Genomic DNA, 14,467 nt, shown 5'->3' with positions numbered 1-14,467 from the left:
CGTGATCGGACCAACATGACGATGAGCAGCACCCCGCTGGCGATGGGCACCAGCGGCGGCACCCTCGCGGCGACGATCGCCTTCTCCTTCCTCATGGGAGCGCTCGCCCTCTACACCCTCCTGCACCACCGGGAGGTCTTCGCCTGGATGAAGCAGATCCGCAAGACCGACGCCGAGGACGCCGTCTACGACGAGCCCGACCAGTGGCTCGCCGACCTCTACAAGGCCCAGTGCCGCAGGGCGAAGAAGCCCAGCCGGGCCGAGGACATGGAGGACATCTCCCAGACCGGCGACATGCTCCGAGGCGTCGCCGGCCACATCGAGGCCATCCGCCCCGAACTGGCCAAGGTCGTCGAACGCGTCGACGACTACCTGGACACGGCCCTGCCCGCACCGACCCCCGCCCTCAAGGTGTCCCACCAGGACCACCAGGTCCAGCTCGTGCAGGCCATGAAGCAGGAAGCGGCCCGCGCCGAACTGGCCCAGGCCATCTCCAGCGCCCGGCAGAAGATCACCGTGCTGCGCCGCGGCTGAAGGCACCGCGGGCGGCACCCCGCTGCCCGCCCCAGACCATTTCCCCAGCGGCACCGGATCCATCGCCACGGCCAGCACGTGCTGGTCCGGATCCGGTGCCGTGCCGCTGTCCTCGACACCTTCATCCAGCACGCTGCGTAGCGAGGCCGTTGGACATCCAGGGGCCAGGCATGTGATGCGCGTCACGTGTGCCGATCCGTGTCCGGTACCGGGTGAGCCCAGCTGACGCAGAGTGCGGCCCGTCTTCCCTGCTCCCTGTGGATGTGTATTCGGTGGCTCATCGTGCTGGGGACTTCCGACCCTGTCGGGTGATCATATTTGCCGTGAATTGATCGAGCCGGTCGTGCGCGTTCGGGGGGGCTGATCCGAAATCCTGCAGTTGAGGAGCCGCTGGGGTCTCCTCCAGCCCAATGACGGCTCGCTCAGGGCAAGTTGGTGCTGCTGCGGCAGGAAGGACATGGGTTTGACCGTGAACGATGGGCTGGCGCTGCTGGCAGTGGCGACTGCACTGCGCGTCTTCCTTCCCGACCTTCGGGTGGTGACTCGCCGTCTGCTGCGTGCCTCCGTCCAGGCCGGCGTCGCCGAACTCGTGCAGACCCGGCCCGCGCGGCCCGCGGACACGCTCGTCCCTTCCAGGGTGGCTTCCCAGGACGGGGAGGCCTAGCCGATGACCGGCCCCGAGGACAGCGACAGGCACGACACGCTGCCGACATCGGTCGAGGACCTCAACGCCCTGCACGGCATCCCGTACGAGATGCCGACGGCGCTGGACGCCTTCTACCGCACCTACGTCCGTGCCCAGGTGCGGTACGCCGCGGTGATCCTGGGCGACAAGGACGCCGCGAAGACCGTCGTGCGCCGTCTCTACCACCACCTCGCGATGAACTGGACTGCCGCCCGGACCGAGGAGGGCGGCGCGGAGGCGTACGCGTGGCGCAACCTGAAGCGGCTCGTGGACGACCGGGCGCGCGAGCCGTTCGGCAACGACCATCTCGCCGCCGCCGTGGCCGCCCGCGACCGTACCCACGCCGTACACGAAGCCGCACGGGAGATGCTGCGGAAGATGCACTCCCAGATGGCCGACCTGGACTCGCCCGCTGGGCTGTACACGGCGATGAGCCTCCTCCCGGAGCGCCAGTTCGACGTGATCGTCCTGTACTACTGCCTGGGCTTCAACTCGGAGCAGGTCGCCGACATCATGGGCATCCAGTCGAGCACCGTACGCACCCACCGGCGCCACGCCCGCAGGCGTATTGCCGCCAGACTCGGCATCGACCTGGGTGACGACGAGGAGAAGGAGTAGAAGGTGCCGGCACAGTTCGACGAGCTACTCGGCCACGCGACCGGCTACGACGCTCTCACCGACGGCGAAGTCTCCGACCTGCGGCAGGAGATCACCCGTGACGTCGTCACCGAGCTGATGTTCGGCCCCCAGCGCTCGGGGCGTGAGACCCGCCGTGCCGGCAAGGCAGACCGCGCCGGCATCTACCTGACCTTCCTGTCCAGCAGGCTCCTGGACAGCGGCGACGCCAGAACCCACCTGGGCCGCCTCGTCGACGACCCCACTGATGCCGAGGGGGCCCTGCGCTTCGCCTGCCTGCTCAGCCTCGCCCAGGAGACGGACGAGGCGATCTGGTGGTGGCAGTTCGCCGCCGGCGCCGAGAACGCGACCGCCGCGTACTGCCTGTACCTCCTCTACCTGGGCCGGGGCGAACTGCGGGACGCAGAACACTGGATGGGCCAGGCCCTCGCCACCGGAAACTGGATCGACTTCGTCCCCCCAGCCTCCTGGGAGCGCCCCCTGATCGATGCACGTTCGGCAGTCTTCCGGGACGCCGTGAAACGCCTGAAGGCCGTAGAGGTGGCCGGAGTCCGGCTCCGTCACCCGGACCACCGCTTCCTTGAGCAGGTCGCAGACCATCTGATGTCAGCTGAAGCGGGACAGCAGTACACGAAGAAGGAGGCCGCCCGCGCGGACCGGGCCCAGGCCCTCTCCGGCGCCCGCCGGAAGATCACCCTGCTGCGCCGCGGCTGATCACTGCTGTATCGCGAGCGTGAAGCTGTTGTCGGCTGCGTGGTGGCGGTATTCCGGCGAGGTCGAATCCCGCAGGGCGAACATGGGTGAAGCCGATGCCCGCTCGCTCGGAAGGGCGTGGGGCATCGGCTTCTACCGGGACAGGTGCGCCAACACTTGCCCTCCCTGTTTGCGGTGGTTGGAGCCAGCTAGCAATCAGGGCCGGCGGCCCGTACGGACCGTTCCGGTGATGAGAAGTCTGCCTTCCTCATCAGGGAGATGGCTGGATGCGGAAGGCACGGAACTGAATCAACGCAGGTCGGTCCCCCGCGTGCGGCCTCGCTCAACCGGGCAAGGGATCTAGCTGGAAAGCACCCAAACGCCTGCTCCGGAGTGGCACATCAGCACCTCTGACCTGCGTCTTTGGTGGATTTTTGGAGATGCCACGGGATGTCGGCCGGGCATGGTAGGCACCCTCGCAACGCCGCGACCTGCAATGTCTTCGTCAGACAAGGACATCCGGGCCGGGAACAGGTGGCCCTAACAGGCCCTCAAACACTCGAACATCTACAGAGAGTGCACATTGGTGCAGTCGTGAGGCAATCGGTTGACGGCCTCTCAGGAGTGTCGTAGGGGCTGGAAAACTGTCTGCGCAGCAACGTCCGCATGCGTGTGAGGGAGCGCCAACTCCCGCTTGAACGCACGTGTGGGCCCTTTTGGTTGGAGCCAGATAGCACACCGTCCGGCGATCGGCAGGTCGCCGGACGGTAGTCAGGAGACCCTCGATGGGCAGCAAGCCCCCAGCCGTGGCAGATGCCGCGGCCGCTCTGTCGGCATCGTCCGAGACCACCGCGGCCTACAGCCGGTTCGGGATGCCGCATGCGTGCGTGATCATCACGTTCGTCATCACCGCGGCCCTCCTCGCCCCCCGCCCGCACGCCCTCCCCGATGTCCTGGCGCTGCTGGCGGGATCCGGCGGGATCGGCGCAGCGGTCGTGGTCCTGGCGGTCATGCCAGGCCGCGGAGCGGGACGCCTTGGCCGCCTGATGCGCGCCTACTTCAGCGCCGGGAACTGAGGTCGGCCCCTGTGGGACGCCGCGAGAACCCCGTCGACTACACCGTGCCCGAGCGCGCGAAGCTCGCCGACTTCCTGCGCGGCCGCCGCGCAAACGCCGAGATGACCTACAAACAGATGGCCGCCCGCACCGAGTCGGTGTCGGCCGCGACGTTCGAACGGGCCGCCTCCGGCACGGTCGTGCCCTCCTGGGAAACCGTCGAGGAGTTCATCTTCGTGACCGCCGTCGAGGAGAACTCGCACCCCGAGTACGTCATGGACCGAGCCCTCCAGCTGTGGATCAGGGCCCGCCGAGCGACCCGGGCCCCCTTTTACGTCCGCCAGGCGCCGGATCCGGCGCTGCTGTCCACTCCGGCGGACTTCCTGCGGGCCCTGCGGCACCAGCACGTGTGGGGCGGCTACCCCACGCCCGGAGAGATGGAGCGCTTGTCCGGGCCAGGGAATCTGCCCCGGACCACCGCGCGACGCATCATCGCGGGAGAGATGCTGCCCGTCGACGCACAGCAGACCGTCGCCTTCCTCAAGGCCTGCTACGTGGCCAAGGCGGCGGATCTCAAGGATTGGCTGGCCGCCGCCATCCGCGTGCTGCACGACGTCCCGGTACGCTCACGCGGCCTCCAGAACTGGGTCCTGGCTCACCAGCGGATGGTCCTCCAGGCCCAGGCCGAAGCCGTCGCCCAGGCCTCGCCACCATCCCAGGCCGCCTAGAGCTCCGCTCGGCAGCTCCGGGCTGTTGGCGACGCTGCCGTCCAGCTAACTGTGGTGGAGACACGACTCGGCCCCCGTGCAGGCCGGGGAGACGAGCGCGGCGTTCGAAGCCTCCATGAGGGTGGCCGTCGACTCTTCCGTGCGAGTGTGTTTCGTTCCGCTGCCATTCGGGCATCGCAAGTGCTGTAGTAGTTTACAGCGTTCTAGATTTGGGGGGTACAGCACCGATGCATCGCCTTCAGCCGCTCGCCAACGGTCTGCGCACGGACCATCCCGTCCCGGGCCTGCCGTTCGTAGATGACAGCCACATCCCGGTCGGCGACCCCGCCGCCGTCGAAGCCATCGGACGCCACGAGGAAGGAGGCACCTGGGGCCGCTGGGACAAGGACCGTGACACCGACGGCGCCTGGCTGGCCTTCACCACCGACCCGATCCGCCAGGACCTGGCCTGGGTCGTACGACACCACCCTGAGCACGGCCGGACGGTACTTCTTGTCCGTGACGGAGACGCCTCGCCCTGGCACAGCGACTGGTGGGGGCCTCAACTGCTGTTCCGCCAGGGCGGCTACTGGTGGGACGGCACTACCTGGTACCGGCCCGACCAGGTATGGGACGCCCCCGGCGAGCGCTTCGACCGCCGGCCCGTCAAAGCCGCGACCACCCTCACCGCCGCCGACCTCCTCGACGACAACGCTCACCCCGACGGCGGCCGCCTGCTCAAGGTCGCCAACTTCGATCTGGAAGCCCCGCCCCCCGACCCGTGGAACGACCACCTGGCCTTGTGGGCCTCCCGCCGATCTCGCAACGCCTTGCCGTTGGATCATTGCGTGGTCCGTCTTTCCGCGCCCGAACTCGCCGCCGACCAGCTCATCGGCGCCCCCGAGATGGCCAAGATCGGCGGCATCGCAGCCTCCACCCTGCGCGCCTACATCGCCCGCGACCAGCGCGACGTCCCCCCGCCGCAGGCGATCATCAACGGCCGAAGCCTGTGGTCACGCCCGGTGGCCGCCGACTGGGCGGAGGAACGCGACCGCTCACCCGAGAACGCGGCCGCCAAGCTCAGCTCCGGAGAAGACGACCTCTCCATCGGCCTGTCGGAACTCCGGCAGCACCTGGCCCGCCGGTTCCTGGGCACCCTGTGGGAACGGCCGGACTGGCGCAAACGCTGGGCACTGCGCTTCCGCACGGAGAGCGCCGTGCACGAGATCGCGGACGACCTGGCCCTCGGCGTGGCCACCGACACCGACAGCATCATCAACCACTACGACCTCGCGGCAACCGTCCGGCACGCCTTCCTCGACGAGTTCGCCAGTGGCAAGGAACTCGACGAGGCCACAGGAGACACCGGACCTACGACCTTCTACGGCATCACCACGCCCGTGGTGAACATGCTCGACTGGCTCATCCGCCACCACCCTCAGTCCGCTTATCACACAATCGCAGAGATCATCGGCGACGCAGAACGCCGCATGGACATCCCGCGAGACGTCAGCGCCGAGTCCATCCGCACCGCACTCGGACTCGACAGCAAGCTGCCCCGCCAGATCCGGCTCGACTTCCTAGAGCGCGCCCTTCCCTCCAAGTCCCACTGACCACCCATGACGATGATGGTTCCCCCATGCCGCGGGAAGGCCATCTGGAGAGGAATACCCGGCCAGCCGTCTGTGTTGTGGAGGGTGTGGTTGTGGAGGGGACAGTGTCCCCGGGCCTCACCCATTGCCCATGAGGACGATCGTTCGGCTGAAGCCTTATGGAGCCTTTCGCCGCGTAGGCGACCGCCCTTCACGGCCACGTGTACGACCGTTGCCCGCCCCCGACTTTCCGGGGGCGGGCAACGTCGTGTCCGGCCGTCGTCTACCAGCGCATGCCGAGGGTGTCGAGGTCCGCGCGCCGCTGCGGGCTCAGTTTCCCGGCGCGGCGGCGGGTGTTGTCGAGGAACGCCCCGAGCCGGACCAGTTCGCCGTCGACGGGTTCGACGTGCTTGCGGGGCACGGTGAGGTGGCCCTTCCGCTCGTGGAACTGCCGTGCGGCAGCGAGGTTCGCGGTCCACCGGGCGTCCTGCGTGCGGGGCGCGGTGGCCGGCGGCTCACCGTCGGCCACGGGTTCGATCCCGACGGTTCCCAGGAGCCACTGCTGCGCGGGCATGAGCTTGTCCCACCCGGTGCGCTGCCCCGTGATCCAGACGCCCAGGTCCTCTCCCTGGACGATCAGTTCACCGGTTCCGGCCGGGAGGGCGCCTCCGGCCTTCACATGGGCGAGGGCGAGGCGGTAGCCGCGTTGCCAGCCGATCTCCCAGGCCGGGCACCACCCGGGATCGAGGTCGGCCAGAGCCTCCATACGGGCTTCTGCCAGCTCTCCGGTGTGCGGGACGCCCGATTCCCCCCTGGCTCGCCGTTCGGCGTTCTCCGCCGTCCTGCGGGCCGCTGCGCGCTGGTTCTTGAGCCAGGTCCCGATGGGGAAGCTGTCCCCGCCGAAGACGGCCGTGGCGGGCGGGAGCAGGTGGCCGTGTGCGTCGGTGTAGGCGCGGGCGACGGAGAGGCCGGCCTCCCACGCGGATGCCTGGACCGACCACACCATTCCGAGCGTCTCCAGTTCGGTGACGCGTGCGGCCTCCAGCGTCCCGGCCGCGTAGTAGCGCCGCTGGTCCGCCACCCATACCCCCAGCGGATGCGCGCTGACCGCGCCCCAGTCCTCGGGTGTGACGTACGTGTACGGCACCCGGAGCTCCGTGCTGCCGGTCTCGCGCCGCCACCGGGTGGCGGCCTCGATGCCGCGCCGCCAGTAGGCGGCCTCGGGGTCGATGACCCGCAGCCGGACGAACTGCGCGAGTGCGGCCGGGTCGCGTTCCTCGCTGAACCTGAGCACCCCGGCCGCCGCCGCGCCGACCCGCACGGCCTCCTGCTCCTGGCCGTCGTCCAGGTTGTCGTCCTGGTCCTGGTTGTCGTCTTCGCCGGTCTGTGTGAGGGCGTTGCGGACGCGGGGGTCGGCGAGGGCCTCGATCGTGTCGGAGTCGTGGGCCTGGAGCGCGCCGAGGATTTTCGCGAGGGTGCCGTAGGCGTCCGAGGTGAGGAGTTCGTTCGTGTCCTCGTCCTCGCCGAGGAACACGGGCACGATCAGGGTGGCGAGTTTCCCGGTTCCGGGCCGCATGCGCAGGGCGCGTCCGACCATCTGCACGATGTCGACCATGCTGCCGCGTGCGTCCGCGAAGAGGACCGCGTCGCACTCGGCGGTGTCGACTCCCTCGCCCAGCACTCGTACCGAGGACAGCACCCGAAGCTCGGCGCGCACGTCCCGGCCGTCGCCGTCCGGACCGGTGAGGAAGTCGGAGGCGAACTCTCCCAGCACGTTCCTGCGGTGGGCGGGAGCGTGCTCCCCGCACAGCCAGTCCGACCACACCTGCGCGGCCGGCGGGAACGCCTCGGAGTCGTCCTCGGCGAGCCGGCCCGCCGTCACGGGGACGGCGGCCGCCATCGCCTCCGCCTCCCCGATCCGGCTGTGGAAGGACAGCACCCGCCTAAACCGCTCCTCAACGGCCGCGCGCATGAGGCCGGTCTGCACGGCGGCGAGCCGCGCCCCGCGTACCGCGTCGGAGTTGGTTGCCTCGGTGGTCAGTGCGGCGTACAGCCCGGGGTCGCGGATGTCCAGGCACAGCACCTGGTACGGCGCCACCAGGCCCAGCCGGATCGCCTCGGACAGGCGCAGCTTGTAGGCGACCGGCCCGAACACCGCGGAGTCGTCGTCCATGGACGCGACCAGCCGCGGCCGCTCCCCCTCCGCCTCCCAGATCCGCGCGGTCGCGGTCATGTAGAGCCGCCGCACCGCCGGCACCTGGGTCTGGTCGTGGACGGCCGCCCACGGCTTCAGACCGTCACCGCTCACCCGGTGCGCCTCGTCGACGACCATCAGGTCCCACACCGGCAGCCCGGCGGCGTGCGCGCGCTGGAGCGTGCCCATGCCGACCGACGCGTACGTCGCGAACACCGTGACGGGCTCGGGCCCGTCCGTCCACGCGATCAGTTCGTCCGGGTCGGTGGAGCAGGGCAGGCCCTGGCTGTCCGCGCCCCGCAGCGAGCACACCCCGATCATCGCGCCGTGGCGGCCGCCCGCCCGCCACGCGCCGGCCATCTGCACGAGCAGGTCCAGGGTCGGCACCAGGACCAGCACCCGGCGCGCGGAGAGCCGGTTCGCCGCCGCCACCCCGATCAGGGTCTTGCCCGACCCGGTCGCGGCGATGACCTGAGTCCGCAGCCCCTCAGGCGGGATCCCCTGCCCCGGCTGCTCCGAAAGGTGCCGAAGTACCGAGTCGACGGCTTCGACTTGATGTGGACGAAGAGCGACGGCCACGATGGTGATTCCTTCCTGGTCTGCTGACTGCTCTGGTGACTGGGCTGGGAGGGACGGGGCGGCCGTGCGCCTGGCAGTGGACGGCCGCCCAGCAGGGACATGTCGGGGCGAGCTGTTAGAACGGCGGGCCGTTCGGGTCGCGGGGTTCACCGCGCTCGGGCCAGATCCGCAGGGCGACGTCCTCGTCGTCCGGCATCGGCCCGCCGGACAGGGCGATACCGGGCTGGCCCTCGGGACGTCGGCCGCCGTCCCGCAGGATCGCGCGGGCCGACTCGATCAGATGCCGGTCGGCGTCGGCCACGCCGTGCGCCACCAGACGGCGGGCCGCCGACAAGAACGCCTCGCTCATCCAGCGCAGGACATGCCGGTCGACCACGGCCAGGACACCGACGTCGAGCCGACGGGGCGGCACGGTGTCCTCGTCCTCCAACGACGTTCCCCAGTCCGGGCTGCCGCCGATGCTCAGCCGCGGGGGTTCGGGATCGTCGGGGGCGAACGTCAAGCCTGCGAGGCTCCGGCAGACGGACGCCGCCGCCAGAACGTCGAGCACCGGGTTCGGCTCGAACAGACCCGGTCGGGAGACCGCGAAGGTCCCGCTGCCCGGCACGGTCCGGATGAGGCAGGCCGCGGCCAGCCGGGCCAGCGCAGCGGCAGCCGTCCCCGACGAAACCCCGTAGGACCGCGCCAGCTTGGACTGCGACGGAAGCCGCTCCCCCTCACGGATGAGCCCCTGGTGGATCGCGACGGCGAGATCCCCGGCGATCAGGTCAGGCGAGTTCTCGGTGGATACGGTCATGCACCCACCGTAGCGCAGACCTGTCAATTAATTTGACAGGTTAGAGGAAGTTGGGGGTCTGGTAAGAACTCTGTCAGCAGCCGCAAACCGCGGCATTCCTATGACGTGCCGGGCGGTACGTGTCCACTCCGCTCAACCGACACGAACGGTTGCCATGGAGATGTCGGTGTGCCGTCCGGGTCCAGGCCGTGCGGCCACAACCTATGGAAACGGATCGGCCTTTCGGCCAGGTGGTACAGAGCGTTGGTTTCGCCGTGGTCGGCGGCCTGCCGGTAGAGGGCCTCGGCCCCCTCCCGGTCCCCAGCTTTCTCCCGCATCTCGGCCAAGAGGTACAGAGCGCGAGTGTCGCCGTGGTCGGCGGCCTGCCAGGCCAGGACCTCCGCCCCCTCCCGGTCCCCGGCCCTCTCCCGCATCCCGATCAGGCGGTACAGAGCGTCGATGCTGCCGTGGTCGGCGGCCTGCCGGTAGAGGGCCTCAGCCCCCTCCCAGCCCCAGGCCTCCTCCCGAAACACGGCCAGGCGGTACAGAGCATCGGTGTTGCCGTGGTCGGCGGCCTGCCGGTAGAGGGCCTCAGCCCCCTCCCAGCCCCAGGCCTCCTCCCGAAACACGGCCAGGCGGTACAGAGCGTCGATGCTGCCGTGGTCGGCGGCTTGCCGGGCCAGGGCCTCGGCGCCTTCCCGGTTCCCGGCCCTCTCCCGCCACAGGGCCAAGAGGTACAGAGCGCGAGTGTTGCCGTGGTCGGCGGCCTGCCGGGCCAGGGTCTCCGCCCCTTCTTGGTCCCCGGCCCTCTCCCGCATCTCGATCAGAAGGTTCAGAGCGTGGATGCTGCCGTGGTCGGCGGCCTGCCGGTAGAGGTCTTCCGCCCCTTCCCGGTCCCCGGCTCCCTCCCGCATCTCGGCCAGGCGGTACAGAGCGTTGGTTCCGCCGCGGTCGGCGGCCTGCCGGTAGAGGGCCTCGGCCCCCTCCCGGTCCCCAGCCTCCACCCGCATCTCGGCCAAGAGGTACAGAGCATTGGTGTTGCCGTGGTCGGCGGCCTGCCAGGCCAGGGCTTCCGCCCCCTCCCGGTCCCCGGCCCTCACCCGCAACGCGGCCAGGAGGTACAGGGCGTCGATGCTGCCGTGGTCGGCGGCCTGCCGGTAGAGGGCCTCGGCCCCCTCCCGGTCCCCGGCCATCTCCCGCATCAGGGCCAGGAGATCCAGAACGTCGTTGCTGCCGTGGTCGACGACCTGCCAGGCCAGGGCTTCCGCCCCCTCCCGGTCCCCGGCCCCCTCCCGCATCCGGGCCAGGAGGTACAGAGCATCGGTGTTGCCGTGGTCGGCGGCGCGCTGGCGGAGATGGTGGCTCCATTGCAGGCGGTGCCGGTCTTCGGCTGCTTCGGCGAGGTTGTTGAGGTCATCGGGGTGGGTGAGGTGGGCGTGAGCTGCGTTCCAGAAGGATGCGGGTGGGCACAGGTGGCGGCGTGTGGTGCGGCCGTGTTGTTCGAGGTAGTCAGCAAGCCGGAACACCGGCCCCTTGGGCGCCAGCATGCTGGTGGTGGGAGTGGGCGAGCATCGCGGGGGCCGGGGAGTGGTGTGACGCAGGGGTGCTTGCTTGCCGTGGACCCGTTCGGCGAGTTCGGCGTAGGCCTGCTCGACCCAGTCGTCGCTGAGCTGGTCGTAGTCGTCATCGCTGAGGTAGTCGCAGGCGGCGGCGGCCAGGAAGGCCTGGGGGAGGTGGAGGCCGACGCCGAGGCGGCGGGCGTCCATCGCGGCTTCCAGCAGGGCGCGGGCGGCGGGCTTGCGGGGTTGTTCGTAGCGGCGCAGGAGTTCGGGGGCTCCGGCCAGGTCCTGAGTGATCCGACCCCCGTCCCGGCTACGGGTGAGGGCGTCGGCCAGCAGAGCGTCGCCCCTCTCGGCAAAAGCCTTCGCCTCGGCAAGGGCCTTGGTGTCGAACGTGTCGGGGACGCTCGCTGTGTGGCCAGCCAGCAATTCCCGCACCCGGCTGTACGGATCACCCCCGCCCGGTTCGGGCAGCGCGGTGTAGTCGTGGGCATACTCGGGCCACAGCGTGCCCAGGACCAGGACCGGGCCGCGTTGCTCGTCGATCAGCAGCTGGTGCACGGCCGCCGCGATCCGCTCACCGAACTTCCGGTCGCCGAGGTAGTGCTGTGCCTCGTTGAGCCAGACCACGGTCCGCGGCCCGACCCGGTGCAGGTCTCCCAGCGCGGCTTCGGCGCGGGTCGGGTCGAAGGGATGCCACAACCGCCACCCCTTCTCCGCGAGCGGCTGCACGGCCTCCCAGCAGGCCCGGGTCTTGCCCGTCGAGGAGGTCCCCACCAGGACCGCGATCCCACTGTGGCCCGCGGCGGCCGCCGCCACCGCGTCGGCCAGTACTGCGTCGTGCTCGCGGGCCACGTACTTGGGCAGTGCCCGACCGCCGTCGGCCCCCGTCTCGCCGGAGCCGGCGGGGTGGACCTCCAACTCATGCGGCTCCCACTGCCCAATCGCCCGGCCAGGCCCCGACACGTCGGCCGGCGCCGCGCCGGTTTCCTCGGCCGCGGTCCGCCGCAGCTCCAACAGCTCGCCCATCGGCAGCTTCAACACATCCGCCAGCGCAGTCACCGTTTCCACCGATGGCAAGCCCCCGCGGGATGAGAGCGCCTTCGACACCGTCGTACGGCCCACACCGGCCTTCCTGGCGAGTTGCGTCTGATCCAGACGGGCACGGGCCCGCCCTTCATCAAGTCTCCTGCGCAGTTCGGCATGTGCGGGACTGCAGTGGTCCGGCTCGTCGAGCATGTGATGGTCCCCCGGGATGGTGTGTGCTCCCGTGTCCATCTTCGTTCCCGTGAACCATGGCGCACAGCACTTCCGCGAGCTTCGTCCCTGTCAACACCCCACCGTGTCCAGGGAGTCTGCCGTGACCGTCGCCATTGTCCTTCTCGCCGTAGGTGTCGTTCTCGTCGTCGCGCTGCTGGCCGCAGTCGGTGCGGGCATGCTGGCCCGTATCGACTGCGCGACCTGGCCAACGGCCCTGACCCGCGCGGCCGGCACCTTCGCCGCGGTCCTCGCCCTCGCCGCCGCCATCACCACGGCCCTCACTGCCTTCCTTGCCTGACACGACGAGCCCTCCTCATCCTTCGAGGGCACACCGTTTGCGGCTGGTGACAGAGTCCTTACCCGCACCCCAAGTTCGTTCGCCCGAGATCCGTCGCCTGATGCCTCCGCAGCACGGCCCGCGCCGCGCCCGGATCGTCTTCTCGGACTCCGCCGCGAAGCAGTTGGAGAACATCACCAGCGAGGCGGACTTCCACGCCCTGGACCGCGCCCTGGTTGTCATCTCCGTCGACCCCAAGGCCGGTGCACCGATCCCTGGCAACACCGCCGGCCCCCGGCTGCGTCAGTACACCGACGACGTCGAAGCCGTCCGGATCCTGTACTTCGTCACCGCGCTGCGCACCGTGGTCGTCGTCGCCTACATCGAGCTCTGACTGCGATTCTTGGTAGCTCCCAGAAAGACGGTAGCCCAACACAGCCATATCGCAGAGATCGAGTCGCGGCATCCCGAGAGTGCTGGAAAACTGTCTACATGGACAACTCAGCTGGCGGAGCGAACGCTTTGACGGAGCCGACCATACGACGGCCTGCTGAGGTCGGCGAACTCTTTTCAGCCGAACAACAATCCCAACTCGATCGTCTCCTGCGGGAGGAAGATTCCAGACGCGAAGCCGAAATAAGACCAACCGCCTCGGAAGTCATTCCGCAGGTGTACGCCCCGCTCGCTCGACTAGTGGAGCAGGATGCCGATGCTGCGGCCGCCCTTCAAAATCTAGACGCGATAAAGAGGAAAGCGCGAGATCGAGAAATGGTCGCAAAGCTGAAGGCGTTCGCCGTCCTGGAAAACGATCAAACAGTCTGGGATAATACACATCCGAATCTCTTTCCCGATGTTAAACCAGGGATAAATGTTTTCGGGGCTGAGTACGACTACGAGATACGGACGGACATCCAGGGTGCACCTGAATTGACCGCAAATCGACTGGACGGATCGTTCGGTGCGGCCTGTGTCGGCCGTTACGACAGCGGTTCAGATTGGGGCACAGCGGGTGTAGGCCGAGTGCTAGAAGCCACGGTCTCAGGGATCGCTCACGTCAGGGTGGCGATGCCATACAACTGGCAATGGTCCATCAGGACGTCTGGGGGATTTGACGCGTACACCATGGGACAGTGCAAAGTGGTAGTGCAGGACCACGAAACTGGTGCGGTGCTCGGTCCCGAAGGGGTGCGAACGACGCTCTTTTGGGAATGTAAAAGCGATGACGATGGAGGTGCCGAGGACAGCGATATTACCTGGGCCCCCGACATGGAGTGCTCTATTTCCCTGATGGCCGGTCAGGTCTTCGATGTGTGTTTTATGGCGCACGTCAGTAATAGCCAGTCTGGCGGAGAACACCTTTTTGGTGAATCCTTCGCTGATGGTCAACTGAGTTTGCGAGCACCGTGGTTTGTAGTGCAGATAGGAACTTGATTCTCCCCATTCTGGGACGGTATCCCGTCAACTCAGTTGCAGTATATGGTGCCCTTTCAGGGGCCCTGGAGCAGCTCGGCGAAGCCCAAGACCTCGCAGACCTCGGCGAGGCTCGACCCGGAATACGACATCATGTGTTCCCTGCGGAATACCGTACAGGCATTCGCCGAATACACGGAAGCATTTCGATCCGGAGCTGCGCCGGTATCCATTCGGTAATTGGAGGGGGTCAAATCCTCCATCCCGGAATGTAGCTGGACCGAGAATTGATGCATTTCCCGGGTAAAGGTTTCCGGGGTGAGGCGAGGGCGGGATGTCGTCCCAGAACTTATCCGGCCATCAGTTTTGACGCACCTGACCGGAGGTGACATCACGTCACCTCCGGTCAGGTGCCCACCAGTTCACACCCCCTGCTGCCGCCACTTCCCCCCTGGTCGCGGAGCGGCCAGGGGGTACGGACTGGCGCGGAGCGCTGGTCCGTTGGGCCGTC

At 68.6% G+C, this 14,467-nt stretch carries 13 protein-coding genes; 10 read left to right on the top strand and 3 right to left on the bottom strand.

The features are described from left to right. The first annotated feature begins 21 nt into the window (after window positions 1-21). The 7 genes from IEZ11_RS48345 to IEZ11_RS48315 all read left to right on the top strand — a co-directional run bounded on the left by IEZ11_RS48345 (window position 22) and on the right by IEZ11_RS48315 (window position 5,923). Window positions 22-534 carry a hypothetical protein gene (locus tag IEZ11_RS48345; protein WP_229713929.1) on the top strand — a complete coding sequence of 171 codons (513 nt, stop codon included), beginning with the start codon at window positions 22-24 and terminating at the stop codon, window positions 532-534. Between the two features lie 463 nt (window positions 535-997). Beyond that, the gene (locus IEZ11_RS48340) at window positions 998-1,198 is read left to right on the top strand and encodes a hypothetical protein (protein ID WP_189269489.1); all 201 of its coding nucleotides are present in this window, start codon (window positions 998-1,000) and stop codon (window positions 1,196-1,198) included. Between the two features lie 3 nt (window positions 1,199-1,201). Beyond that, window positions 1,202-1,837, top strand: coding sequence for a sigma-70 family RNA polymerase sigma factor (locus IEZ11_RS48335; protein WP_189269488.1), 636 nt, complete (start codon window positions 1,202-1,204; stop codon window positions 1,835-1,837). A gap of 3 nt (window positions 1,838-1,840) precedes the next feature. After that, a complete protein-coding gene (locus IEZ11_RS48330; RefSeq protein WP_189269487.1) occupies window positions 1,841-2,569 on the top strand; it encodes a hypothetical protein in 729 nt (242 codons plus the stop codon). A 764-nt stretch (window positions 2,570-3,333) separates the two neighbouring features. Then, window positions 3,334-3,624, top strand: a complete 291-nt coding sequence (locus tag IEZ11_RS48325) for a hypothetical protein (RefSeq protein ID WP_189269486.1) — start codon at window positions 3,334-3,336, stop codon at window positions 3,622-3,624. Window positions 3,625-3,635: 11 nt separating this feature from the next. After that, window positions 3,636-4,331 carry a helix-turn-helix domain-containing protein gene (locus tag IEZ11_RS48320; RefSeq protein WP_189269485.1) on the top strand — a complete coding sequence of 232 codons (696 nt, stop codon included), beginning with the start codon at window positions 3,636-3,638 and terminating at the stop codon, window positions 4,329-4,331. Between the two features lie 227 nt (window positions 4,332-4,558). Next, on the top strand, window positions 4,559-5,923 hold the full coding sequence (locus tag IEZ11_RS48315; protein ID WP_189269484.1) for a hypothetical protein: 1,365 nt from the start codon (window positions 4,559-4,561) through the stop codon (window positions 5,921-5,923). A 262-nt stretch (window positions 5,924-6,185) separates the two neighbouring features. On the opposite strand, the gene IEZ11_RS48310 is transcribed toward IEZ11_RS48315, so the two are convergent. The 3 genes from IEZ11_RS48310 to IEZ11_RS48300 all read right to left on the bottom strand — a co-directional run bounded on the left by IEZ11_RS48310 (window position 6,186) and on the right by IEZ11_RS48300 (window position 12,248). Continuing rightward, the gene (locus IEZ11_RS48310) at window positions 6,186-8,675 is read right to left on the bottom strand and encodes a DEAD/DEAH box helicase (protein ID WP_444544948.1); all 2,490 of its coding nucleotides are present in this window, start codon (window positions 8,673-8,675) and stop codon (window positions 6,186-6,188) included. Between the two features lie 115 nt (window positions 8,676-8,790). Beyond that, complete coding sequence (locus tag IEZ11_RS48305; RefSeq protein WP_189269483.1) at window positions 8,791-9,471, bottom strand: GntR family transcriptional regulator; 681 nt, start codon at window positions 9,469-9,471, stop codon at window positions 8,791-8,793. A 98-nt stretch (window positions 9,472-9,569) separates the two neighbouring features. Next, window positions 9,570-12,248, bottom strand: a complete 2,679-nt coding sequence (locus tag IEZ11_RS48300; protein WP_189269482.1) for a helix-turn-helix domain-containing protein — start codon at window positions 12,246-12,248, stop codon at window positions 9,570-9,572. A 121-nt stretch (window positions 12,249-12,369) separates the two neighbouring features. Between IEZ11_RS48300 and IEZ11_RS48295 the strand changes: the two genes are divergently transcribed. From IEZ11_RS48295 to IEZ11_RS48285, 3 genes are all read left to right on the top strand, one after another. Next, window positions 12,370-12,567, top strand: a complete 198-nt coding sequence (locus tag IEZ11_RS48295; protein WP_229713927.1) for a hypothetical protein — start codon at window positions 12,370-12,372, stop codon at window positions 12,565-12,567. Between the two features lie 100 nt (window positions 12,568-12,667). Then, window positions 12,668-12,940 carry a hypothetical protein gene (locus IEZ11_RS48290; protein WP_189269480.1) on the top strand — a complete coding sequence of 91 codons (273 nt, stop codon included), beginning with the start codon at window positions 12,668-12,670 and terminating at the stop codon, window positions 12,938-12,940. A gap of 98 nt (window positions 12,941-13,038) precedes the next feature. Next, on the top strand, window positions 13,039-13,977 hold the full coding sequence (locus IEZ11_RS48285; protein WP_189269479.1) for a hypothetical protein: 939 nt from the start codon (window positions 13,039-13,041) through the stop codon (window positions 13,975-13,977). Window positions 13,978-14,467 lie beyond the last annotated feature (490 nt).

It is taken from the genome of Streptomyces fuscichromogenes (assembly GCF_014645815.1).
In the GTDB taxonomy this organism is placed as follows: domain Bacteria; phylum Actinomycetota; class Actinomycetes; order Streptomycetales; family Streptomycetaceae; genus Streptomyces; species Streptomyces fuscichromogenes.
The sequence above is the reverse complement of the archived record's forward strand: the minus strand, read 5'-3'. Positions and strand labels throughout refer to the sequence as shown.

Bases quoted from the DNA above. Each gene is read 5' to 3' on its own strand.
- IEZ11_RS48345 (WP_229713929.1), top strand. From the start codon at position 22: ATGAGCAGCACCCCGCTGGCGATGGGCACCAGCGGCGGCACCCTCGCG.
- IEZ11_RS48335 (WP_189269488.1), top strand. From the start codon at position 1,202: ATGACCGGCCCCGAGGACAGCGACAGGCACGACACGCTGCCGACATCG.
- IEZ11_RS48325 (WP_189269486.1), top strand. From the start codon at position 3,334: ATGGGCAGCAAGCCCCCAGCCGTGGCAGATGCCGCGGCCGCTCTGTCG.
- IEZ11_RS48315 (WP_189269484.1), top strand. From the start codon at position 4,559: ATGCATCGCCTTCAGCCGCTCGCCAACGGTCTGCGCACGGACCATCCC.
- IEZ11_RS48305 (WP_189269483.1), bottom strand. From the start codon at position 9,471: ATGACCGTATCCACCGAGAACTCGCCTGACCTGATCGCCGGGGATCTC.
- IEZ11_RS48300 (WP_189269482.1), bottom strand. From the start codon at position 12,248: ATGCTCGACGAGCCGGACCACTGCAGTCCCGCACATGCCGAACTGCGC.
- IEZ11_RS48290 (WP_189269480.1), top strand. From the start codon at position 12,668: ATGCCTCCGCAGCACGGCCCGCGCCGCGCCCGGATCGTCTTCTCGGAC.
- IEZ11_RS48285 (WP_189269479.1), top strand. From the start codon at position 13,039: ATGGACAACTCAGCTGGCGGAGCGAACGCTTTGACGGAGCCGACCATA.